Here is a 22,874-nt window from a genome sequence, read left to right as displayed (position 1 = left end):
ACGACCGCGAATTTCACGGTAAGGGATGGCCCCGTCGCCTTCCTATTTCCGAGTCTGGATTCCGCCATGTCCGAACCCGCCACCCAGGCGCATCCCGTTCCGCAGCACGTTCACAATGCCCAGATGCAGGTCGCCGCTGCCCTGGAGCAGGCCACCGGCAAGCCGGTCGACCTGCTCCAGGCGTCCTGGATGGATATTGAACCCGCCATCGCGCAGCTGACGGGCGGCCAGTTCCAGGTGAACAAGCCGGAGCACCAGACCATCGCGCTGGGCCTGGCGGGGGCGTTCGCCCTGCGGCTCATCCAGGAGCACCAAGCCTTCTGGTTCCCCAACCGTGATTCGCCGGAGGGCGCCACGCTGGGCTTCCCGGAGGCCATCATCATGCTGTCGCCGTTCGGCGCGGTGATGGATTCGCTGGGGCAGGGCAAGCTGGCCCGCCTGGAAGACCTGGCCGCGGACATCCGCCGTTCGCTGGGACAGGCCCGCTTTGGCGGCAACCCGGCGCAGGCCCTGGGAGGCCAGGCGCCCAAGCTGACGCCGGTGGACTACCAGCGCCTCTTCGACCCCGGGTTCCTCCAGTTCGTCGTCCTGGACCCGAAGAAGGCCGCCACGGCCCTGGAGACGAAGCCGGACGGGCTCGCTCGGGACGTGCGTAACGCGCTGGGCCGCACTCAGCCGCCGCTGCCGCCCGAGGCGCGCCAGCAGTTCGAGGGGCAGATCGTGCAGTCCCTCCAGCGCCTGGACACCACCAAGTCGCTCATCGACCAGGCCGAGCGCGCGCCGCGTCTGGCGGAGTTGATGGCGCACCTGTTCGGCACCATCGGTGGGACGGGCTCGGCGCCCGAGGACTTCTGGCACGACCTGGTGCTGCCGCTGCTGTTCATCGGCACCCCGGCCAACTTCCCGCCGCTGGACGAGGAGGAGCTGGAGATGTTCCGCCAGGGCGCGGACCCGCTGCCGCTCTTCGTGGACCTGGTGCCGCACGCGCACAAGGCCCCCGACGAGGGCCTGCTGGGCGCGTTCGAGATGAGTGACATCGGCCTGGTGCACCCGGGATTTGGCCGGGTGGGCGCGCTTCGCCTCATCCGCATCAACGCCTCGCGCATCCAGCCGCTGCTGGAGCAGTTCGACCCCGCGAAGACGGCGGAGACGCTCCAGCGCTTCACGGAGTACGTGGCGAAGGCGGCCGGCAAGCCCGCCACCGAGTCGCCGCAGGGCAAGGAGATGCTGCAGGCCGCGCTGACGCTGCTCTCCGACCTGAAGCGCTCCGTGACGCAGGTTCAGGGCGGCGAGCTGTCCCTGCGCCGGCTCACCGAGGCCGAGGCCGCGTCCGAGCAGGCCCTGGCCGTGGTGCGCAAGGCCCTGCAGGGTTCCATCATCCTGACGGCTTGAGCAGCCGTTCCAGCGCGGCGCGCGACGTGGGCTCCAGCCGGTCTCCGGCCAGCCCCAGCGCGCGCAGCGACAGCAGTCGATAGAGGGGCGCGACGTCCGCGGGGAGCGCCCCCAGGTGTGCCGCCACCACGCCAGAGTCTCCGCGGACGATGGGTCCGGTGAGGCCCCCCGCGAGACCCCGGGTCTCCAATCCCCTCAGCGCCGAATGTATCAGTGGCAACAGGGCCGCCAGTGCGTCCGTTGGCGGGATTCCCGCGGCGCCCAGGGCCGCCACCGCCGCATCCGCCAGCGACACCAGGCCTCCAGCGCTCAGCACCGCGCCCGCGTGGTAGGCTGCGCGGTGGGCTTCTGGCACCTCGATGACGCGGAGCCCCGCATCCGCCGCCATCTGCCGCAGCACCCCCCGCAGCGTGCGTGACGGGGTGCTCACCGCCACGGTGCTGCCCGCCAGCGAGTCACGCGGCGAGGAGACAGCGCAGAGCGGATGGAACGAGCCGCGACTCCGGCCCTTGGCCGTGCCCAGCGCATCGAGCGAGAGCGCGCCCGCCGTGTGCACCAGTGCGGCCGTGCGGGGGAGGGTGGTGGACAGCGCCTGTGCGACGGCGGGTACCGCCGCGTCCGGAACACACAGGAGGATGACGCGGGCCCGCTTCAGGTCCGCGGGAGCGGCCGTCTTCAAGCCGAGCGCTGTCGCGCGCTCGCGGCCTTCTTCCGTGCGGGAGTGGATGCGCACGGGCCAGCGCTTCGCCTGGAGCGCCAGCCCGAGGGCGCCACCCAGGCGGCCCATCCCGACAATCACGACGGGTGGGCGCCGTTTCGAAGGCCCTGCGCGGCGGCGGGGGCCGGGGCTCATCGCTCGCGCTGGAACTGGAGCTGTCCGGAGTTCACCGCGATGCGCACGCGGTCGCCCGTGACGAACTCACCCGACAGGATGCGCTCCGCGAGGGGGCCCTCCACCAGCCGCTGCACCATCTGCCGCATGGGGCGCGCGCCCAGTTGTGGGTCGAAGCCGCCGGACTTCAGCAGGTGGCCGACCACGTCGTCGCCCGCCACGTATTCGATGCCGCGCTCGGTGGTCAGGCGCTTGCTGCTCTCCTCCAGCAGCAGCGTCGCGATGCGTGCCACCTCCACTTCCGCCAGGGGGCGGAAGGGGAGCCGTTCGTCGATGCGGTTCCACAGCTCCGGCGGCAGCGCCTTGCGCGCCACCGAAGATGCCATGTCCATGGCGTCCCCGGGGCCTGCGGAATCCGCGCCGAAGCCCACCGGGCGGCCGGTGCGGGAGAAGGCCTCCGCGCCCAGGTTCGTCGTCATGACAATGACGGTGTTGGAGAAGTCGATGTGGCGCCCCTTGCCGTCCGTCAGGCGGCCTTCCTCCAGGACCTGGAGGAGGAGCATCTGCACCTCGCGGTGCGCCTTCTCGATTTCGTCCAGCACCACCACCGACGAGGGCCGGCGGCGCACGGGCTCCGTGAGCTGTCCGCCCTCACCGAAGCCCACGTAGCCGGCGGGCGAGCCGATGAGGCGCGAGACGCCGTGCTGCTCGGACATCTCGCTCATGTCCAGGCGCACCAGCGAGTCGCGGCTGCCGAACAGGACGTCCGCCAGCGCGCGGGCCATCTCCGTCTTGCCCACGCCCGTGGGGCCCAGGAAGAGGAAGCTGCCCATGGGGCGGCGCGACGCGAAGCCCGCGTAGTTGCGGCGGATGACCCGGGCGATGCGCGTGACTGCCTCCGAGTGCCCGATGACGCGCTCCGCCAGGTCCTGCTCCAGCCGGAGCAGACGCGACGAGTCGTTCATCAGCAGGCGCTCCTCGGGGACGCCCGCGAGCTTGGCCACCACGCGCGCTACGTCGGAGGGCTCCACCACGTCGCGGCCCTCGCGGTGGCAGCGGCTGCCCGCCAGGTCCACCACGGAGATGGCCTTGTCCGGCATGAAGCGGTCCGTCACGTAGCGGCTGGCCAGGGACGTCGCGGCCTCCAGCGCCTCGGGCGTGTAGCGCAGCCCGTGGTGCTCCTCGTAGCGGCCGATGATGCCGCGGAGGATCTCCACCGTCTCCGGAACGGAGGGCTCGTTGACCACCACGGCGGTGAAGCGGCGCTCCAGGGCCGGGTCGGTGCTGATGAACTTGCGGTACTCGTCGTGCGTGGTGGCGCCGATGCAGGGGAACTCACCGCGCGCCATGGCCGTCTTCAGCTCGTTGGCCGCGTCCTGCGGACCGTCACCCGTGGAGCCCGCGCCCACCAGCGTGTGGATTTCGTCGATGAAGACCACCACGCGGCCCTCGGCGCGGCGGACCTCTTCCTTCAGCGCGTTGAGCTTCTCGGAGAACGAGCCGCGCAGCTGCGTGCCGGCCACCAGCGTGGCCATGTCCAGCTCCACCAGCACCTTCTCCGACAGCGACCCACGCAGCTCGAGCAGGCGCTGTGCCACGCCCTCCACCACCGCCGTCTTGCCCACGCCAGGCTCGCCCAGCAGGCAGGGGTTGTTGGTGCGCCGCTTGCCCAGGATGTCGATGACCTCCTCGACCTCGCGCGCGCGGCCCACCACCGGGTCCAGGCTGCCCTCGTGGGCGGCCTGGCTCAGGTTGCGGCCCAGCGAGGTGAGCAGGGGGTAGGCCTTGGCGTCGAGCACGGGCGACGCGGCGGCGGACTGAGCCGGCCGGCCTGCGGGTGCAGGGGCGGCCTTGGAGGTCGGGGCAGGGGACGGCGCGGCGCGTGCCACGGGCGCGGGCGGCGGCGCCTCCGGCTCCTCGTCCACGTCGATGAGATCGCGCGGCGACAGCGCGGGCGTGCTGTAGCGCGGCGGCGATGGCGGCGCGGTGAAGGGCGGGGGCGACGACGGCGGAGCGCCGGGCCGGGAGCGCGGCAGGCTCAGCGTGATGGCGGACGCCGGAAGGGGAGACGGCGGCGCGCCCAGGGGGCGGCTCGCGGGCCGGGGGCCCAGGGTCTGTGACCGGCCCAGTTGGAGGCGGCGCGGCATGTGACCACTGGTGAAATAGGACATCGCCACGCGCATGAGACCGCCCAGGTCCAGCCCGGCCTGCAGCAGCAGCTCCTGGGCCGCGCAGCGCACCCGGGCCACGGCGATGAGCAGGTGGAGGCAGTCCGCCTCCTGGGAGCCCACATTGGAGGCGATTTCCCGGGTCTTCTCGCGCAGCTCCCGGAGGAGGCTGTCCGGCTCCGCGGGAGCGGCCGTCAGCAGCTGGAGGATGGCGTCCTCGTCCACGCCTCGCTCCTTGAGCAGCAGCTGAGCACGGTTCTCCACCGTGAAGAGCGCCAGGAGCACGTGGGCGGAGGTGACCCTCTGCACCACGCTCTGTGCGATGTCATTCGCTTCGTGGAGGACCTGCGCGAGGTCCGTGCTATCGACCATTCGAACTCCGGCAAGCGACCAGACGAGCGCAATACACCCTCTTGGGGCGTCCGGCAAAATTTCCGCTACAGGCCGCTACATGTGCCGTAAAGCCCTGGAGTAGAAAGCGTCCGCCAGCGGAATTTGGCTGGCTGCCTGCCTGTTCGGCGCCTTTCTTCGGCTGGCCAGGCAATTGCCTGAGGACGAGCGACGTACATCGCTCCGAGACCTCCACCACCATATGACTTCTCTTGCTCAACCGGCCCGCGTCTTCGTCGATCCCCTCGATGGGACCCGTGCTGCCGTCGAGGCGCGCCGCTGGGTGTGGCCTCTCCTCATCCTGGCCCTGTGCGTGTCCGCTTCCGGGACGCTCTTTTCCCTCCGTTGGGACGCCGCGCCTGACGTCATCCGCCAGCTCCAGGGTTCTGGTCAGCTGATGGGGCTGTCGGAGGCGGACCTCACGGACAAGATCCAAACGGAGTCGCGAAAGGCGCTGGTCGGTGGCATCGCCAAGGGCGTCATCCTGATGCCGCTGATGGCGCTGCTCCTGGCCTGCATCCTGTGGGTGGTCAGCTGGCTCTTCGACCGGCCCGCGTCCTTCGAGCAGTTGCTGTCCGCGGCCGTGCTGGCGCTGCTGCCCATCGCGCTCTACCACCTCATCCTGACCCTCTGCGTCGCGGCGCAGCACTCCATTACCATGGCGCGGGTGATGAACCTCGTACCGTCGAACCTGGGAGCCGTGTTGCAAGGCCTGAGTCCGAAGATGCAGCGCGTGGCGTCCACCGTGGACTTCTTCAACTTCTGGAGCACGGGCCTGCTGGGGCTGGGCTTCTCCGCCGCCACCGGGATGAGCCGTGGGCGCGCGTTGCTGCTGGCGGTGGCGCTGTACGCCATGTACGCGGGCATCTTCCTCATCGGCCTTCCCGCCCAGGCAGGTGCGCAATGAACGCCTTCGTGATCGCGGTCGCCCTGGCCGCCGCTCCCTCGGACTCCGGTACACCCATCACCCTGGACCAGGCCCGCGCCGAGGGCCGGCAGAACGTCGCGGCCATCCAGGCCATGCTGGACGTGGCCATCGCGGACGAGGACGTGAACCTGTCCCGCTCGGTGCTGCTGCCGCAGATCTCGCTCGATGCGTCGGCCGGCAAGATCTGGTTCGGCCGCAGGCAGGAGTTCACCACGGTTCCGGACCCGGCCAACCCGGGAGGCTTCATCCGCAACGCGGTGGAGACGCCCTCCACCAGCACCCAGAACTACGACCTGGGCTTGTCGCTCACGCAGATCATCTACGACCGCGCCCGCTGGAAGCAGTTGGAGCAGAGCGGCGTGGTGCGTGACGCGCAGAAGGGGCAGGCGCGGGAAGAGGCGGACACCTCCGAGCTGGAGGCCATCCGCCGCTTCTTCACCCTGTACCGCACCCAGGCCACGCTCCAGGTGCTGAAGGCCACCGTCGAGCGCAGCGAGCAGCAGGTGGAGCGAGCCCAGGCCCTCTTCCATGCGGGCCGCACGGGCAAGAACGAAGAGATCACCGCCACGGTGAACCTGGGGACCGACCGCATCAACTACACCGCGATGCTCGGGCAGCTGGTCAACGACCAGTCCCAGCTCGCCGTGTGGCTGGCCCGGCCGGGCACCGAGGCGCTGACGGCGCAGGACCCGGGTGTGCTCACGACCGAGCCGCCGCCAGCGCCGTCGGTCAACGAGGCGCTCGCGTCGGCCCGCGCGTACCGGCCGCTGCTCAGGACGCTGGAGCTGCGCATCCGCGCCGCGGAGCTGAAGCAGTCCATTGCCCGCTCGGAGTACCTGCCGCGCCTGGTGGCCCAGGGCCTCTACAACCGCGGCGGTCCGGACGCGTCGCTGGTGTTCACCGAGCCGCGCCTGCAGAACCGCTTCACCGCGGCCGTCGGGTTGAGCTGGGACCTGTTCACCGGCCTGTCCACGGGGGCGAGCTCCCGTCGCGCCGAGGCGGACATCCGCAAGGCGCAGCTGACGCTGGAGCAGACGGCGCGGGAAATCGAAGGCGAGGTTCGCGCCGCGCACCGCACGCTGGAGGCCCAGCTGGAGGCCGCTCGCCTGGCTGCGCAGAACGTCGAGGTCGCTGCCCAGGGCCTGGAGATGCAGGAGGCGCGTTTCCGCGCTGGCGCGGGCTCCACCCTGGAGGTCCGCGACGCGCAGCTGAGCCTGACGCGCGCTGAGCTCGCCTTGTTGGAAAACAGGATTGATGTCGAAATCGCCCGCTATTCATTGCAGCGGGCCATGGGCGCCCTGAGCCCGGGAGAGTCGAAATGAAGTGGTGGAAGGGTGCCATTGCTGGCGCGTTGTTCCTGGGTGCTGCGGCCATCACTGCGGGCGGGTTGAAGGACCGTCCTCCGCCGTCGCTCGAAGTCCAGCTGTCGAAGGCTCGCAAGGGCACCATCACCCGCACCATCACCGGCGCGGGCAAGGTGCAGGCGGCCACGACGGTGAAGATTTCGTCCAGCCTCTCCGGTGACCTGGTGGAGCTGGCGGTGAAGGACGGCGAGGCGGTGACGAAGGGGCAGGTGCTGGGCCGCATTGATCCGCGCCTCTACCAGGCCGCGCACAAGCAGGCCCTGGCGTCGCTGAACGCCTCGCGCGCCGACGTGCAGGTGGCGGAGGTGGAGGTGGGCCGCGCGCAGTTGGAGCTGGCGCGCGTGGAGGACCTGGCGAAGAAGGGCCTTTCGTCCGCCGCCGAGGTGGACACGGCGCGGGCCACGAAGAACACGGCGGATGCGCGGCTGGCGTCGGCCAAGCAGATGCTGGCCCGCAACATGGCCATCGTGGACCAGGCGCAGACGGACCTCACGCGCACGACGCTGGTGTCGCCCATCGACGGCAACGTCATCGAGCTGTCGCGTGAAGTCGGTGAGCGTGTTCGTGGCTCGGACCTGTCCGAGGACGTGGTGATGACCATCGCCGCCCTCAGCGCCATGGAGGTGAAGTTCGAGGTGGGCGAGCACGAGGTGGTGCACCTCAAGCCGGGTCAGCCCGCGGAGATCACGCTCGACGCGCTGGAGGGCCAGACGTACTCGGGCTCCGTGGTGGAGATTGCCCAGAAGGCGCTCATCAAGAACGAGGGCACCGAGGCCGAGGTGACGAGCTTCCCCATCACCGTCGCGCTGGACACCCGTCCGCCCAACGTGCTGCCCGGCATGAGCTCCGAGGTGCGCATCTCCGCGGAGACACACAATGACGTGGTGCTGGTGCCCATCCAGGCGGTGACGGTGCGCTCGGAGCGCTCGCTGCCGGACTACAAGGCGCCCATCGAAGGGGGCGGGCTGACCGCGAAGCGGACGGAGTCGCTGGCCAAGGTCGTGTTCGTGGTGGACAGCAGCAACAAGGCGCAGGTGCGCCGCGTGCAGACGGGCATCGCCTCCGACACGGAGCTGGAGATCGTCTCCGGACTCAATGATGGCGACCGGGTGATTGAAGGTCCGTACCGGACGCTGTCGAAGGAGCTGAACGACGGCGACATCGTGCGTGAGCCGGAGCAGGGCGCGGGAATGAAGGGCGGTCGGAAGTCGTGAGTCAGGCCAGCGGCGCGGGACCGCTCATCCAGGTGGAGAACATCACCCGCGTCTTCCACGTGGGTGGAGAAGAGGTGCGCGCGCTGCGCGGCGTCTCCTTCGGCATCAACCGGGGCGAATGGGTGGCCATCATTGGCCAGTCCGGCTCTGGCAAGAGCACGATGATGAACGTGCTCGGCTGTCTGGATACGCCCAGCAGCGGCCGGTACATGCTGAACGGCAAGGACGTGTCGCGCATGAGCGACGACGAGCTCGCCGTCATCCGCAACGTGGAGATTGGCTTCATCTTCCAGACCTTCCAGCTGCTGCCCAAGGAGACGGCCCTGGCCAACGTGGAGCTGCCGCTGGTGTACCGGGGCGTCAGCGCGAAGGAGCGGCGCGCGCGGGCCACGGCGGCGCTGGAGAAGGTGCAGCTCGCTCACCGCATGCACCACCGGCCCAACGAGCTGTCCGGTGGACAGCGCCAGCGCGTGGCCATTGCCCGCGCGCTGGTGTCCGAGCCCTCCATGCTGCTGGCCGACGAGCCCACGGGCAACCTGGACTCGGCGACGGGTGAGGAGATCGTCCGCCTGTTCGAGCAGCTCCACAAGGGGGGCCACACGTTGGTGCTCGTCACGCACGAGCCCAAGCTGGCGGCGCGCTGCCCCCGGGCCATCCGCCTGAGCGACGGAGAGATTGTCGCGGACGGCGACGGCCGCACGGTGGCCATGGGGACGGCGTCGGACGTGCTGAACGCGGGGGGCACATGAGTCAGCGGTCCGCCTTCCGCGTGGATGTGCTGGAGGGCGCACGCATCGCGGTCTTCTCCCTGAAGGCCAACCGCCTGCGCACGGTGCTGACCACCCTGGGCATTGGCATCGGCGTGGCCACGCTGCTGGCCATCGTCGGCATCATCCAGGGGCTCAACACGTCCTTCCATAAGCAGTTGGCCACCTTCGGGGCGAACACGATGTACGTGTCCAAGTGGCCCTGGATGATCAAGGGCGACTGGTGGAAGTACCGCAACCGGAAGAACTTCACCCTGGAGCAGATGCACCGGCTGCGCACGCTGGCGCCCTTCGTGACGGCCATGTCCCCGGCGGTGTCTCGCCTGTCGGACGTGGCGCATGGCGGCGAGCAGATGTCCACCGTGCGCATCCAGGGCGTGACGCACGAGTACCTCAACATCTCCGGCTACGAAATCACCAGCGGGCGCTTCCTCACCGAGGCGGACGACGCGACGACGCGGCCGGTGGCGGTGGTGGGCGCGGACGTGGTGGACGGGCTCTTCCCGGGCGTCAGTCCGGTGGGGCAGTCGATTCGCATCGACAACCGCACCTTCCAGGTGGTGGGCACGCTCAGTCGCAAGGGGAAGATGGTCGGGGAGAGCATGGACCTGATCGTCTTCATCCCCTTCAAGACGTTCTATTCGAGCTTCGGCAAGGGCCGCAGTTTCGAGATTGCCATGGCGGTGGAGGATGCCTCGCAGATGCGGTCCGCGGAGGACCAGCTCACCGGCATCATGCGGCGCGTGCGCTCCACGCCTCCGGGGGCGGAGGACGACTTCTCCATCAACCGGCCAGAGGCCATGGCGCAGACCTACGAGCAGCTCACGGGCGCGCTGTACGGCGTGGCCGTGGGCGTGGGGCTCATCACGCTGCTGGTGGGCGGTATCGGCATCATGAACATCATGCTGGTGTCGGTGCGCGAGCGGACGCGGGAGATTGGCGTGCGACGCGCGCTGGGCGCCCGGAAACGGACCATCGTCTTCCAGTTCCTGATGGAAGCCTCGAGCGTGTCCGCGGTGGGAGGCCTGCTGGGGACGACCGTGGGATTGGGCACGGCCAAGGTGGTGTCGCTCATCACGCCGCTCGCGGCGGACGTGCAGCCGATGACCGTGGTGGCGGGGGTGGGCTTCGCCGCACTGGTGGGCCTGCTGTTCGGCATCTGGCCGGCGGCGCGCGCGGCGAACCTGGACCCCGTGGAAGCCCTTCGTTACGAGTAGCGCGATGCGAGCGTTCCTGGACAATTTGCGGTTGGCGTTGGGCACCTTCCTGGGCAACCCGCTGCGCTCGCTGTTGACGCTGCTGGGCATCGTCATTGGCGTGGCGACGGTCATCACCATGATGGGGCTCATCGAGGGTCTGCGGGTCAAGGTGAACAACGACCTGGGACGGATGGGGGCCCACACCTTCCAGGTGACGAAGTGGCCCGCGGGCGGCTTCGGGCGCATCAACTGGGCCAAGTTCGCCAAGCGCAAGGACTTCGAGATGCCCGACTCGCGGGCCATCGAGGAGTCCTGCCCGTCGGTGGGGACGGTGGTGCCCACCGACGATGAGGGTGGCCAGAAGCTGGCCACGGCGAGCTCGGAGACGCGGCCGTCGGTCCGCGTGTTCGGCACGCCCGCCAACTACCCGCTGGTGAGCGGGGTGTCGGTGCAGGCCGGGCGCTACTTCAACGAAGTGGAGGCGCTGGACGGCCGCTACGTGGCGCTGCTGGGGACGGACGTGTCGGACGCGCTGTTTCCGGGCATGAATCCGGTGGGCCACGAGGTGCGCATCAAGGGCCGGCCCTTCCGCGTCATCGGCCTGCTCCAGAAGCGGGGGAGCATGCTGGGCATGTTCAGCCTGGACAACCAGGTGATGATTCCGCTGAGCGTCTTCCACCAGCTCTACGGGAAGAAGCGCTCGCTGGACATCAGCGTGCAGGCGAAATCCCCGGAGCTGTTCAGCAAGGCGCAGGACGAGGTGGCCTCGCTGATGCGCCGGCGCCGCGACGTTCCGGCGAACATGCCCAACGACTTCGAACTGCACACGAACGAGTCGGTGACGGCGTCGTTCAATCAGCTCTCCCAGGTCATCACCATCGCGGGCGTGGGCGTGTGTCTGCTCTCCCTGGTGGTGGGCGGCATCGGCATCCTCAACATCATGCTGGTGTCGGTGATGGAGCGGACGCGGGAGATTGGCGTGCGCAAGGCGCTGGGCGCGCGCAAGCGCCGCATCCTGGGACAGTTCGCCACGGAGGCGGTGCTGCTGTCGCTGATGGGCGGCGCCCTGGGCCTGGGCCTGGGCTTCGGGCTGGTGTTCCTGGGCAACTGGATGATGGGCTTTCCCATGCAGGTGCCCCCGTGGGCGGTGGGCCTGGCCCTGTTCATGAGCTGCGGCGTGGGGCTCCTGTTCGGCATCTACCCGGCAGCCCGCGCGGCGAAGTTGGATCCGGTGGAGGCCATGCGGGCGGACTGAGGGCGGTGGTTCCCGGTGACGGGCGCCACCCTTCGCGTTAAGCACAGCCCATGGCGCCTCGCATTGGAACGCTCTGGGACTCCGTCGGAAACACCCCGCTGCTGCGCATCGGCTCGCTGAGCCGGCAGACGGGGTGTGAAATCCTCGCGAAGGCCGAGTTCATGAACCCCGGCGGCAGCATCAAGGACCGCGCCGCGAAGGGGATGATTCAGCGCGCCGAGTCGCAGGGCCTGCTGAAGCCGGGCGGCGCCATCTTCGAGGGCACCGCGGGCAACACCGGCATCGGCCTGGGGCTCTTGGGCCGCGAGCGCGGGTACCGCGTGGTCGTCACCATGCCGGACAACCAGGCCCGCGAGAAGTACGAGCTGCTGGAGGCCATGGGCGTGGAGGTCCGAAAGGTCCCCGCAGTGCCCTTCGCCAATCCGAACCACTTCTTCCACCAGGCCCGCGTGCTGGCGGAAGCGCAGGGCGGCTTCTGGGCGAACCAGTTCGAGAACCCGGCCAACGGCGACTACCACTACGAGACGACGGGCCCCGAAATCTGGGAGCAGTGCGAGGGCCGCGTGGACGTGCTGGTGGCGTCCGTGGGCAGCGGCGGGACGATGGGCGGCGTCAGCCGTTACCTGAAGGAGAAGAACCCCGCCGTGCGCGTGGTGTTGGTGGACCCGCCGGGCTCGGGCCTCTTCACCTACGTGCGCGAAGGGCGCATGGAAGGGCCCGGTTCTTCCATCACCGAGGGCATTGGCATCATGCGCCTCACGGAGAACTTCCGCCGGGCCCGCGTGGATGAGGCCATGCGCCTGGGGGACCAGGAGATGGTGGAGATGCTCTATCACCTGGCGCGCGAGGACGCGCTGGTGGTGGGCACATCGGCGGCCCTCAACGTGCGCGCCGCGTGGGAGCTGGCGCGACGTCACCGGGGCGAGGGGCTGCGCATCGTCACCTTCCTGTGCGACCACGGCAGCCGCTACGCGTCGAAGGTGTTCAACCCGGAGTTCCTCGCGTCCAAGCAGTTGGAGGTCCGGCCGCTTCCAGTGGATTGACAGTGCGGGGGACTCGGGTGGCCGTGCTGCAATTCAACACCCTGGGACTGCAATGACTCTCCCTTGAGTCTGTGACGTCTGCCGTTACAGGGCGAGTCACGCTGTGGCGTGATTTGTCATTGCCGCAAGCGGCGGCGCACGCGCCGCGCTGGAAGGCGTTGAAAGGGGACTCTGGCCTGCGGGGTGCACAAGGCCGCGTTTGCAGTCTACCCGCGAGGAGTCCCCCATGAAGCAGTCCTCCAAGAAGTTTCCAGGCGTGTTGCGCGCCTGGTCTGGCGTCGTCGCCGCATCCCTGCTCGCAGGGTGTGGTGGCTCCGAATCCCTCCCTTCGGAGGAGCCGACGTCCGCGGCGCAGGAGCAGGCCCAGACGGGCGCCGCGCCCATCCTCGATTCGATGGATGCCATCGCGCTCGACGGCGAGCTGACGTCGAAGACGCGCAGCCTCATCCGCGCGAAGCTCGCGCAGGGGCAGGTGCATCAGCAGGTTCCCGTGGTGTCGGACTCGGGGCAGGCGCTCGTGCTGAACGACCAGGGCCTCAATGGTGACGAGCAGGCCGGTGACGGCGTGTTCTCCGCCATTGGCGACGTGGACTTCGTCACCCACCGCGCCACGCAGGACCGCATTCGCGAGTTCCAGGCGCGCAACCCCCAGACGCCGCTGACGGTCGCGACCTTCGACAACCGCGTCCGCGTCTCCGAGCGCGTCCTCACGCCGCTGTCGCCCGACATCTTCCGGCCGGGTGTCCCCATCCCCATCTTCCCCGCGGGTATCTCCCACGCGGTGAAGCCGGAGAACTCGCTCATCATCACCCACCCCAACGTGGTCAATGACCCGACGCGCACGTATGACCCGTGTACGAATGCCGGCAACCCGAATGGTGTGTGGACGTTCAACCACCTGATGCGGGAGATGGCGAGCTCGTACGTGTCGCCAGCAAACCTGACGGAGCACTGGCTGCGTCAGTGGACCGTGAACCAGAACATCAACGGCTGGACGGTGCCGGCGCGCCCGGCGATGACCGCGCGCATCCTCACGCCGTGGCCGCGCTCGAGCGGCGCGCTGGAGCTGGCTCGGTCGCCGTTCAAGCTGGTGGCCATCGTCAACCGCCTGGACCTGGGCGGCAGCGCGGGGCCGTCCGCCTACGCTTCTGGTAACGCGGGCGAGCTGCGCTTCGTCTTCGCCGCGGTGGATCGTTCAAGCGGGGCCTGCGGCGTGCGGCCCTTCCTGGTCATCTTCGAGTACGGCGTCCCGCACGCCAGTTGTGACGCGGTCCGCACCTGGGCGCAGGGGTGGTTGAACCTGTCGGCGCCGTCCATGATTCTGGGCAGCTCGGCGTACAATGCGGCGCTGACGAGCCTCACGCAGCAGGTGGTGGTGCGCAACGCCGCGCCCCGCAAGCCGAACGGCAGCGCCGTCAACCAGATCCGCACCAACGAGGAGTGGCTGCGCTACCCGTGGGAGCTGCGTGAGTTTCACCTGATGGGCTCGGGTCCCTCGGTGAACCGCCTGCAGGGCCAGCCGACGGTGCTGACGCCGGGCGATTCGCACAACAACACGACGGTGCTGCGTGACTTCATCAACGCGAACACGCCCGCCATCCTGGCCAACAGCTACGCCGCGCCGCCGGTGTATCCCACGTCGAGCATGCCGTTCCTCGGCGCGTTCCCGTGGATTTCGTCGCCGACGGACTCGTACTGGCGTGCGTCGGGCATCTCCGTCAACGACGCCCGTCACGTCTTCTCGCGCAACACCTGCAACGGCTGCCACGGCCGTGAAACGCGCACCGAGTTCACGCACATCGACGAGTACGGCGCGCTTTCGCCGTTCCTCGCCACGGGCATGGCCAGTCCTTCCACGGCATTCTGGGTGCAGGACCCCGTCGTGACGTCGCTGAGCCGCCCGTTCTACGAAATCCAGATGCGCAACACGAACCTGGACAGCGTGGCGAACCAGGCCTGTCTGGCGCGAGCGTTCGACCGGCCTCTGCTCTCCGCGCACTGACGCGGGGAGGCCCGACCGGGGCGCATCGATTCAACGGTGCGCCCCAGGGAGGGGGGGCCGAGGCCGCTACATGAGCGGCGTTGGGAGAATGGACAGCGGCGGCGCGTCCAGGGGCGCGTTCTCGGGACGGCGCGCGTAGGCGAGCATGCTGCCGCCGTCCTCTGACTCAGCGAAGAACTGCTCGATGGGGCCGAAGAGGAAGTCCAGCTCGTCGTCCGTGCACGTGGGCAGGTAGACGCGCAGCACGCGCGGGTCGTAGTAGCGGAACACCAGCGACTTGCCGTTGGCGTCCTTGACCTTGAGGAAGCGCCGCAGGTGCCGCCGCAGCGCGTCCGGGTGGGCCGGGCTCTGCACGAAGATGCCCCAGCTCTTGCCCCAGCCCGCGGCGAGCAGTTGCTCCGTGGCGGGCGCTCCGGGCCGCAGTTGCACCAGGTAGGGCGCCACCTCCACCAGCTCCGGCGGCAGCTTCCCCGCATAGAGGCAGCTCTGCGTCAGGCCGCAGGTGAGCACCAGCCGGTGGATGTTGGGGGCCCGTGCCCCGTCCAGGATGGCGTAGAGCGCCGAGGTGGGCGCTTCCTCCGTGGCCTGACGCACCCACTGCAGCAGGCCCGGAAGCTGGGGGACCGGTGCGCTCACGCCGCGGCCCGTTGCTTCTGCTTTTCACACTCCTCGCAGAACGGCACACCCGCCGCCGCGGCCTGGCGCAGGGCTTCGGCCTGCCGTGCCGGGTCGGGGAAGAGGGTGAAGACCTCCACGGGCGGGCGCGCCAGGGGGAGGACCTCGGGCTCGGGCCTGGGGGGCGGCAGGGCCGGTTCCGGCCACGCCCAGGCGGCGGCGCGGCGCTGCACGCGCAGGGCCACCAGCTCACGGCGCTCCAGCGCCTGCACCAGCCGGTCTCGTACGCGGGCGTCCTGCCGGGCGCGGTCCAGCGAGCTGGCGTTCCACGGAAGGATGCCGCCCAAGGCCTCGTACATCTCCAGCAGGGGCCTGCGGGCGGAGGTCAGCCAATGGTCGAGCTGCCAGGTGATGTGCTCGGCCGGGACGCACTCCCGCTCGTCGAGGGCCGTCACGGCTCGCATGACGAGCAGTTCGTATTCTTCGGCTCCAGAGCGGAGCCGCCAGGGGCCAGGGAAGCCGATTCCAGGGACGGACATGACGACCTTGTCGGGGCTTCAGGGAAGGGGCCGCGTCCAGGACGCGGAATGGACGCAGAGTGTATCCGGGGCTGGGTGAAGCTGCATCCCGGCCTGCACGAAATCTGCACGAACATTCCTTGGCAGCCGCACAAGGGGGCCATCACCGTTGCACGGGGGGCGCAGATCCTGCGCCCATGAACGCACCTCCTCCGCTGCCTCCCCGTCCGCCGCGAGCGCCCGAAGGCGCCCTTCGCCGGGCCTTGCGCTGGCTCGTGGCCCACCACGTCTTCGGCAGTCTGGTCATCGTCGTCTTCGCCACGGCCGTCATCGCCGGGCAGGTGGCGGACCGGACGGACTTCGCCAACTCGGAGCTGGCCGCCGGGGTGGAGGACCGCTGGGGCGCGCCCGTCACCCAACCCGCGCCGTCCCTGCGCTACGTGCACAGCGGCACCATCTTCACCGAGCTGAAGCCGCTGCCCTTCGACCGCCAGCACGTCGAGGTGCAGGCGAAGATGAACTACCGCAAGCGCGGGCTGCGGTACTTCTCCGGCTTCGACTTCACCCTCAACGCCGACTACGCGGTGGTCAACCGCGAGAGCACCGACATCGACGTGGCGTTCATCTTCCCCATGGAGATGGACAAGTCGCAGGTGCTGCTGTCGGAGCTCCAGTTCCTGGTCGACGGCACGGAGTCCAGCCTGGACCTGGGCGAGTCCGGCAACCGGCTGGTGTGGACGGGCCGCATCGCCAAGGGCGCCACGTCCCGCTTCACCATCCGCTACCGCGCCCGGGGGCTGAACTCGTTCGTGTACCGCCTGGATCCAGCGCTGCCCGCGCGGGACGTGCGCGTCCACGTCGCCGTCGAAGGAGGGGAGAACTACGACTACCCGTCGGGTGTGCTGGCCGCGTCGTCGGTGAACACGACGGCCGACGCGGTGACGCTGGATTGGGCCTTCCAGTCGCTGGAGTCGGGAGTGAACCTGGGCGTCATCCTCCCGTCGGAGAAGACGTTCGACGCGCTGGTGGGCACGATGGCGACCCGGGCCTGGGTGCCCTTCCTGGGGCTGCTCGCACTGCTCGCGGCCCTGGGGTTGCGCCACCGCCGTTCGCTCGCGCTCCATGAGACGTACCTGCTGGCGTCCGTGTACGGCTTCTTCTTCGTGCTGCTGGCGTACCTGGCGGCCTTCATGAACTTCTACGCCGCCTACGCCCTCTGCGCGGTGGGCCTGGGCGCGGCGGTGGTGGTGTACGTCCGCTGGCTCTTCCCGAAGGAGCGGACGTCCGTGCTCGCGGGGCTGTGGGGCGCCACGCTGGTGGTCCCCACCGGCGCCGTCATCCTCCAGGGCTACACCGGCCTAATCTACACGCTGGAGATCCTCGCCGCGCTGCTGGGACTGATGGTGCTCTCCACCCGCGCTGGTGTGCGGGCCTTCCTCTCCGACTTGTCCCTGCCAGGTGAGCCTCCGCGCGCCGCCGTGGCTCCCGCTGCCTCCACCCCTGTCACCCCGGAAGCGAGCTGATTCCGCCATGTGGACCGTACCGCTCTTCGTTGGACTCCTGCTGACCACGGCCGATGGCTCGGCCGCCAAGACTCCCTCCGGCACCGCCACCGTGCCGCTTCAGGAGCTGATTCCCCTCTACGCGCAGCGCCAGGCGGCTCCCGCTGAAGCACCTCCGATGGAGGCCCTGGTGAAGAGCCAGCTCAAGGGCCGGCTCACGGCGGACGCCCTCTTCGTGGACGGGCACTTCGACGTGGAGGTGCTCGCGGACGGACGCTGGACACAGGTGCGCCTGCTCCAACTGGACGCGGACACGTACCCGGCCACGTTGCCCTCGCTGGAGGAAGGGAGCGTGGGTGTCGTCGACGGGTACCTCTGCCTGCTCACGCGGAAGGCCGGGCGCTACGTCTTCGACGTGGGCGTCTCCATCCGCTCGCCCGGAGCGGGGCCGGAGCGCCGGGCCCAGCTGCGCTTCGGGCCCCACGCGTCCCCGGTGCCGCTGGCGTTGGAGGCGGACACGTCCGTCTTCACACTCACCGAGCCGCTGGCTTCGATGGGAGGCGAGTCCCACGCCGTCTATCCCGTGCAAGGGATGCTGCGCGTCGGCTGGCGCGCGTCGGTGGCGCGGGTGGCACAAAGCCAGAAGCAGCAGGTGCGCCCGCCGCTCGAGCCGCGCATCACCGAGGCCACCGCGTCCTGGGTGTCCACGCTGGAAGGCCGAGCCACGCTGCGCGTCAGCTATGCGCTGAGCCTGGACCGCGAGCAGCCGCTGGAGCTGGTGCTTCCGGAAGGACACCGGCTGGAGCGCGTCACCCTGAATGCCATTCCCGTCCCCGTGGAGTCGGAGAACGGCACCCTGGCGTTGAAGGCCGCTCCGGCGCGGCTGGGAGAGACGGGCGGGACGCTGGAGGTGGTGCTGTCGCGAGAGCTGGGCGTGTTCCACCTCTCCGGCCGGTTGAAGCTGGCGTTGCCGCGAGTCTCCTGGCCGGTGGCGGAGCTCCGCGCTCGCGCGCACTTCCCCGCGGTGTTCAACTACCGGCGCGAGGGCGGCAGCCTGGAGCAGTACGAGTCGACGGAAGCCGTGGCCGCGGAGGCGTCGGGCCTGCCCGGAAAGGCGCTGCACTTCCGCCAGTTCCTGGTGGCCGCGTCCTCGCCCACGCTGGAGCTGGGCTACTCCGTGGACATCTCCGACAGCTACTTCCGTTGAAGCCGGGGCACGGGCGCCACCACCGCGAAGGTGGTGCCCGTGTCGGAAGGAAGCAGCTCCAACCTCGCGTGGAAGGCGCGCAGCATGGACTGGGCAATCGTCAGGCCCAGGCCCGTGCCGCCGCGCTCGCGGGCGGTGGTGAAGAAGGCGTCGAAGATGCGCGCACGGTTGGACTCGGAGATGCCCTTGCCGCGGTCCTTCACCACCACGCGCACCAGGTCCGCCTCCGGGGCCTGCTCCACCGACAGGTCCACGCGGACGGTGTCGCCACCGTGCTGGCGGGCATTGGTGACGAGCTGCCACAGCACGTCGTCGAGCACCTCTTGCGGGAGGCTCACCTTCAGGCCCGCGGGTGGGGCCGTCACATGGATGTCCGTGGCACCGTCCGCGCGGGCGCGGAGGGCGAGCCCCTCCAACAGCGGGCCCAGCTCCACCTGCGCGGGCGTGGCCGTCATGGAGTCCGCCCGGGCCAGCTCCAGCAGGCGCTGCACCAGTCGGGTGAGCCGGCGGGCATCCGAATCCACGTTGGCGAGGAACCGCGCGCGTTGCTCGGGGGACATCGCGTCGGCGCTGTCGCGCAGCAGCTCCACCGCGCCTTGGATGGAGGCCAGCGGCGTCTTGAACTCGTGCGACACGTTGGCCGCGAAGGAACGGATGTACTGGTTCCTGTCTCGCAACGCGGTGGCCATGCCGGCCAGGGACTCGGAGAGCTCGGCCAGCTCGGCCACCACGGGGCGCGCCATGGGCTCGAAGCCCGAAGGGTCGCTCATGGCGATGGCGCGCGTCTGCTTCACCAGCGCGCGCACCGGCCGGCCCACCAGCGCGGCGGCGGCCAGCGACATCAGCGCCACCGCGCCGAGCAACACGAAGCCGGTGGCCGTGAGGTTCCACCGGTCCGCGTATGTCGCCTTGGCGAAGGTCATGGGCGTGCGCGTCAGCACCACCGCGCCCCAGACGCGATCGCCTTCCAGCACGGGGAGCGCCACCGTGACGCGGATGCCGGTGTCGCGGCTGAGCGACGCCAGCGGGGTGTCCTCGGGGTCGGCGACGCGGCGGCGCAGCACGCTGACGGGCTCGCCGCGCAGGGCCCGCTGGACCTCGGTTCGGTCCGCCAGCGTGGTCCACAGCAGGGCGGGGCTGCTGCTGGCCACCACCACGCCCTCGGTGTCCACCACGCGGATGCCGGCCAGCGTCGCCGCACGCACCTGTTCGAGCAGCGGCGTCAGTTGCAGTCCCGCCGCGTGTGACAGCGGCTCCGCGGGAACGCGCGAAGGCCGAGGCGTGTCGCCCGGCGGAAGGGATGCATCCGAGGCCCTGAGCGACGGGAGGATGGGGCGCAGGCGCGTGTCGTCGGGAATGGGGAAGGGCCAGGGAGCGGTGCGCTCGCGGCCGTATGCGCCCTCTGGCACGGTGGCGCGCAGCCGCTCGCGGAAGACCTCCGCGACCACCGCGCCCTGGGCAATCAGCTCCGACTCCGTCTGGCGGATGAGCTGGTTGTCGTAGACGCGCACGAAGGCAAGCCCCGCCAGCGTGAGGGCGAACCCCGCGATGCCCACGGCGGCGAACACCAGCCACAAGCGCGGGCGCGCGCGGCGCTCAGGGGAGGGCGAGCCGATAGCCAAGGCCATGCACCGTCTCGATGACGTCTCCGCCCGCGCTCGCGAACTTCTGCCGGACCCGGCGCACGTGGCTGTCGATGGTCCGGTCGCTGACCACCACGTCGTCGTAGACGTGGTTCATCAGCTCATCCCGGGTGAAGACCTTGCCGGGGACTCGGAGCAGCGTGGCCAGCAGATGGAACTCTGTCACCGTGAGCACGACTTCCGTGTCCTGCCACCACGCGCGCCAGCGCTCCGCGTCCATGCGCAGCGGCCCTCGGGACTGCATCCGCGCCGCAGGCGCTTCGGCTTCCGGGGCCGGCGCGGGCCGTGCGCGCCGGAGCACCGCCTTCACGCGTGCCACGAGCTCGCGCGGGCTGAAGGGCTTGGTGAGGTAGTCGTCGCCGCCGAGCTCCAGGCCCAGGATGCGGTCGACCTCGTCATCCCGCGAGGAGAGGAAGACGATGGGCAGTTCGTGCTTGCGCCGGACCTCACGGCACACGGCGAGCCCGTCCAGCTCCGGCATCATGATGTCCAGGACGATGAGCGCTGGGAGGGCGCGGTCGACCTGCGTCAGGGCGGCGCGGCCATCGGCGGCCTCATCCACCCGGAAGCCTCCCTGCTCCAGCGCGAAGCGGACGATTTCCCTCAGGTGAGGATCATCGTCGACGACCAGGACTGTGGGACGTTCGGCCACGGCTGCTCGGGAGGGGAGGGTTGCGACGACTGCCGCACTCTACACCCGCCCGGGCCAGGGAGACGGCCGGGGCGCAACCCCGGCCGTGACTACGACTACCGGCGTGAGCGCCGGCGGGGCCGCGGAATCGCAACCGCCGCGGCGACTAGGAGAACCACTGGAATGAACACGAGCATCGTCTGCGCCGTCACCTTCGCCCCCATCAAGGAAGTGCCGCTACTATGGCGGGCCGGTCTGACGTTGCGCTCGCGGCAATCCTGAAAACAGGTTTTGACGGGACGGTGACAGCGCCCGGCGTCAGATCAGCTCGCGGGTGATGACCTCGGAGCGTTCCTGGTCGTTCCAGGTGACCTTCCGGGTCTCCCGGCCGTTGAAGTAGATGGCCTCCCGGTCGTTGATGAGCTTCCGGATGGTGATGCGGGCAACGGACTGCTGCTCGTCCACGCCGTGGGTCAGCTCGTATCGGGCGACGTCATGGGGGAGCTCGCCCAGTCGGAGGCGGACCTCGCCCAGCATGTCCACGTAGTCCGCCAGCGCCTGCATCTGCCCCAGCGCGCGCCGCATCACCGTGCCCGTGCGCTTGCTGAGCACCCGGTCCCAGAAGAGGTAGCCCGCGCCCAGCGTGGCCGTGCTGGTGAAGAACATGAGGAAGGTGAGCGCCGGATCCAGGTACCGGTTCTGGGTGAGGCCCTGGTGCTTCGAGGCTTCCACCAGGATGTCCTTCATGGCCTCCACGGCCGTGCGGTGGGCCAGTTGCGTCCACTCCCGCGCATCCCGCTCCGCGCCCAGCAGCAGCCAGCAGAGGCCCAGGTGCAGGGCGATGAACGACAGCCGCGCCTTGTCGCGCTCGGTGCCCATGGCTTCCGTGAAGCAGCTTCGCGCGGACTTCAGCTGCTCCAGCTGTTCGTCGCGGGTGGCCTGAGGGGCGCGCACGGCCTCCAGGTGGAGCCGCCCGGCCAGGAAGGGACCTTCCTGCAGCGGCCGGACGTCGCGACGCAACCCGCGAAGGAGGGTGAGCTGTGCTTCGTGAAGGCCGAGGAGCGTCTCCAGCAGCGTGACCGCGGCGGGAGCCTGAGACCTGCCGCCCGCGTGCGGTGGAATCGCCAGGACGAGATCATCCCACTTGGCCATGTGCGGACTCCGTGTGGCTGGGCGATGCAAGACGTGCGGCAAGCCCCCTCACGGATCAGTCTGCCACAACCTCCACGCCATCGAAGAATGTGGGCCGCAGTTCATGCGGGAGCGGCATTCTTCAATGCGACGGAGCGGCTGGCTTTCAAGCTCGGTAGAAAAAGCCAGTCACTCTCTCGAAATGGCGTGAGTCTGTTTTTACTCCCCCGTGCCGAGCACCGTGTGTGTGGCTCAGCCCTGGCCCGGTGGAGGCGCCATGTACATGCGGAAGCGCGTCACCGGCCGGTAGCCCATGCGGGTGTAGACGGGCTCGCCTGCGCTCGTGGCGTGGAGGACGGTGCGCTCGGTGCCCCAGTCCTGATGGGCCTTCGCCAGCGCATGTCGCATCACGGCCTCGGCGGCACCTTGCCGGCGGTGTTGGGGCTGGGTCGCCACCAGGGCGACGTAGGCGGCGGCATCCACGCGCAGCACCACCGTGCTGGCCGCGGCCTCTTCGTCGCGGCACGCCACGAAGCCCTGGCAGTCCGGGGTGTAGAGCGTGTCCTTGTCAAAGGCTTCACGGCCGAAGTGGCGGGGGACGTCGTAGACGTTGGCGTTGATGTCGGCCACGGCCTGCCGGCCCCAGGTATCCGTGACGGGACGCACGGTGAACGGAGGCCGTGAGTGAATGGAGGGCGTCAGCCGGTCCGCCACCATGCCGGTGACGTCCATCTCGGACTTGAGCCCGTACCAGGCGAGGATGGATGGCGCGTTGTCGCGCACGGATGGCGCCAGCCAGTCGTCGCAGACGACGAAGCTCCAGCCATGTTTGCCGGCGGAGAAGTAGCGCGCCGCCGAGGCCGCCGCGGCCGCCAGCGCTTGTTCCGTGTCGACGGGCGCGCGCAGGAAGGCGGAGTTCATCATCGACCAGGCGACGTGGCAGGCGGTGATGTAGACCTCGGGGCGCTCCACCACTTCACCCGACTTGCTGCCCAGGGCGAACAGCCTCCAGGCTCCACGGTACTGCGCGTTGGACTCGTCTATCTCGACGCGTGAGGGGGCGGGCATCGCGG

19 protein-coding genes are annotated in these 22,874 nt (G+C 69.7%); 11 read left to right on the top strand and 8 right to left on the bottom strand.

The window, feature by feature from the left end:
• Positions 1-66 precede the first annotated feature (66 nt).
• Positions 67-1,392 carry a hypothetical protein gene (locus FL344_RS10500; protein ID WP_141618416.1) on the top strand — a complete coding sequence of 442 codons (1,326 nt, stop codon included), beginning with the start codon at positions 67-69 and terminating at the stop codon, positions 1,390-1,392.
• Here the strand turns inward: FL344_RS10500 and FL344_RS10495 are convergent.
• Together FL344_RS10495 and FL344_RS10490 are read right to left on the bottom strand one after the other, a co-directional pair.
• The gene (locus tag FL344_RS10495) at positions 1,376-2,245 is read right to left on the bottom strand and encodes a Rossmann-like and DUF2520 domain-containing protein (protein WP_228564931.1); all 870 of its coding nucleotides are present in this window, start codon (positions 2,243-2,245) and stop codon (positions 1,376-1,378) included. The genes FL344_RS10500 and FL344_RS10495 overlap by 17 nt on opposite strands.
• A complete protein-coding gene (locus tag FL344_RS10490) occupies positions 2,242-4,764 on the bottom strand; it encodes an AAA family ATPase (protein ID WP_141618414.1) in 2,523 nt (840 codons plus the stop codon). The genes FL344_RS10495 and FL344_RS10490 overlap by 4 nt, the downstream gene beginning before the upstream one ends.
• Positions 4,765-4,984: 220 nt before the next feature.
• Here FL344_RS10490 and FL344_RS10485 point away from each other — a divergent pair, with 220 nt between their 5' ends.
• The 8 genes from FL344_RS10485 to FL344_RS10450 all read left to right on the top strand — a co-directional run bounded on the left by FL344_RS10485 (position 4,985) and on the right by FL344_RS10450 (position 14,554).
• A complete protein-coding gene (locus FL344_RS10485) occupies positions 4,985-5,689 on the top strand; it encodes a YIP1 family protein (RefSeq protein WP_194858363.1) in 705 nt (234 codons plus the stop codon).
• Positions 5,686-7,032, top strand: a complete 1,347-nt coding sequence (locus FL344_RS10480; protein WP_141590045.1) for a TolC family protein — start codon at positions 5,686-5,688, stop codon at positions 7,030-7,032. Before FL344_RS10485 ends, FL344_RS10480 begins: the two co-directional genes overlap by 4 nt.
• Positions 7,029-8,288, top strand: a complete 1,260-nt coding sequence (locus FL344_RS10475) for an efflux RND transporter periplasmic adaptor subunit (protein ID WP_141618413.1) — start codon at positions 7,029-7,031, stop codon at positions 8,286-8,288. Before FL344_RS10480 ends, FL344_RS10475 begins: the two co-directional genes overlap by 4 nt.
• A complete protein-coding gene (locus FL344_RS10470) occupies positions 8,285-9,037 on the top strand; it encodes an ABC transporter ATP-binding protein (protein ID WP_141590047.1) in 753 nt (250 codons plus the stop codon). Before FL344_RS10475 ends, FL344_RS10470 begins: the two co-directional genes overlap by 4 nt.
• Positions 9,034-10,272 (top strand): ABC transporter permease, encoded by a 1,239-nt coding sequence (locus tag FL344_RS10465; protein ID WP_141618412.1) that lies wholly within the window; start codon positions 9,034-9,036, stop codon positions 10,270-10,272. Before FL344_RS10470 ends, FL344_RS10465 begins: the two co-directional genes overlap by 4 nt.
• 4 nt (positions 10,273-10,276) lie before the next feature.
• Positions 10,277-11,509: an ABC transporter permease gene (locus FL344_RS10460; protein WP_011554175.1), complete on the top strand. Its 1,233-nt coding sequence runs from the start codon at positions 10,277-10,279 to the stop codon at positions 11,507-11,509.
• A gap of 50 nt (positions 11,510-11,559) precedes the next feature.
• Positions 11,560-12,552: a cysteine synthase A gene (locus FL344_RS10455; protein ID WP_141618411.1), complete on the top strand. Its 993-nt coding sequence runs from the start codon at positions 11,560-11,562 to the stop codon at positions 12,550-12,552.
• 226 nt (positions 12,553-12,778) lie between these two features.
• Positions 12,779-14,554: a choice-of-anchor X domain-containing protein gene (locus FL344_RS10450; protein ID WP_228564930.1), complete on the top strand. Its 1,776-nt coding sequence runs from the start codon at positions 12,779-12,781 to the stop codon at positions 14,552-14,554.
• Between the two features lie 66 nt (positions 14,555-14,620).
• On the opposite strand, the gene FL344_RS10445 is transcribed toward FL344_RS10450, so the two are convergent.
• Positions 14,621-15,190 (bottom strand): DUF4123 domain-containing protein, encoded by a 570-nt coding sequence (locus FL344_RS10445; RefSeq protein ID WP_141618409.1) that lies wholly within the window; start codon positions 15,188-15,190, stop codon positions 14,621-14,623.
• Entirely contained in the window at positions 15,187-15,708 is a 522-nt protein-coding gene (locus FL344_RS10440) for a hypothetical protein (RefSeq protein WP_141590051.1), read from the bottom strand. Before FL344_RS10440 ends, FL344_RS10445 begins: the two co-directional genes overlap by 4 nt.
• Positions 15,709-15,884: 176 nt before the next feature.
• Between FL344_RS10440 and FL344_RS10435 the strand changes: the two genes are divergently transcribed.
• Both FL344_RS10435 and FL344_RS10430 read left to right on the top strand, forming a co-directional pair.
• Positions 15,885-17,210 carry a hypothetical protein gene (locus FL344_RS10435; RefSeq protein ID WP_090490603.1) on the top strand — a complete coding sequence of 442 codons (1,326 nt, stop codon included), beginning with the start codon at positions 15,885-15,887 and terminating at the stop codon, positions 17,208-17,210.
• A gap of 7 nt (positions 17,211-17,217) precedes the next feature.
• Positions 17,218-18,396: a hypothetical protein gene (locus tag FL344_RS10430; RefSeq protein WP_141618408.1), complete on the top strand. Its 1,179-nt coding sequence runs from the start codon at positions 17,218-17,220 to the stop codon at positions 18,394-18,396.
• Here the strand turns inward: FL344_RS10430 and FL344_RS10425 are convergent.
• The 4 genes from FL344_RS10425 to FL344_RS10410 all read right to left on the bottom strand — a co-directional run bounded on the left by FL344_RS10425 (position 18,384) and on the right by FL344_RS10410 (position 22,869).
• Positions 18,384-20,024, bottom strand: coding sequence for a HAMP domain-containing sensor histidine kinase (locus FL344_RS10425; protein ID WP_141590053.1), 1,641 nt, complete (start codon positions 20,022-20,024; stop codon positions 18,384-18,386). The two genes, FL344_RS10430 and FL344_RS10425, sit on opposite strands and share 13 nt — an antisense overlap.
• On the bottom strand, positions 19,993-20,691 hold the full coding sequence (locus tag FL344_RS10420) for a response regulator transcription factor (RefSeq protein WP_141590054.1): 699 nt from the start codon (positions 20,689-20,691) through the stop codon (positions 19,993-19,995). Before FL344_RS10420 ends, FL344_RS10425 begins: the two co-directional genes overlap by 32 nt.
• Before the next feature lie 297 nt (positions 20,692-20,988).
• Positions 20,989-21,822, bottom strand: a complete 834-nt coding sequence (locus FL344_RS10415) for a hypothetical protein (RefSeq protein ID WP_228557917.1) — start codon at positions 21,820-21,822, stop codon at positions 20,989-20,991.
• A gap of 231 nt (positions 21,823-22,053) precedes the next feature.
• The gene (locus FL344_RS10410) at positions 22,054-22,869 is read right to left on the bottom strand and encodes a GNAT family N-acetyltransferase (RefSeq protein WP_141590056.1); all 816 of its coding nucleotides are present in this window, start codon (positions 22,867-22,869) and stop codon (positions 22,054-22,056) included.
• Positions 22,870-22,874: the final 5 nt, after the last annotated feature.

Source organism: Myxococcus sp. AB036A, from assembly GCF_006547355.1.
Lineage (GTDB): Bacteria > Myxococcota > Myxococcia > Myxococcales > Myxococcaceae > Myxococcus > Myxococcus virescens.
The sequence above is the reverse complement of the archived record's forward strand: the minus strand, read 5'-3'. Positions and strand labels throughout refer to the sequence as shown.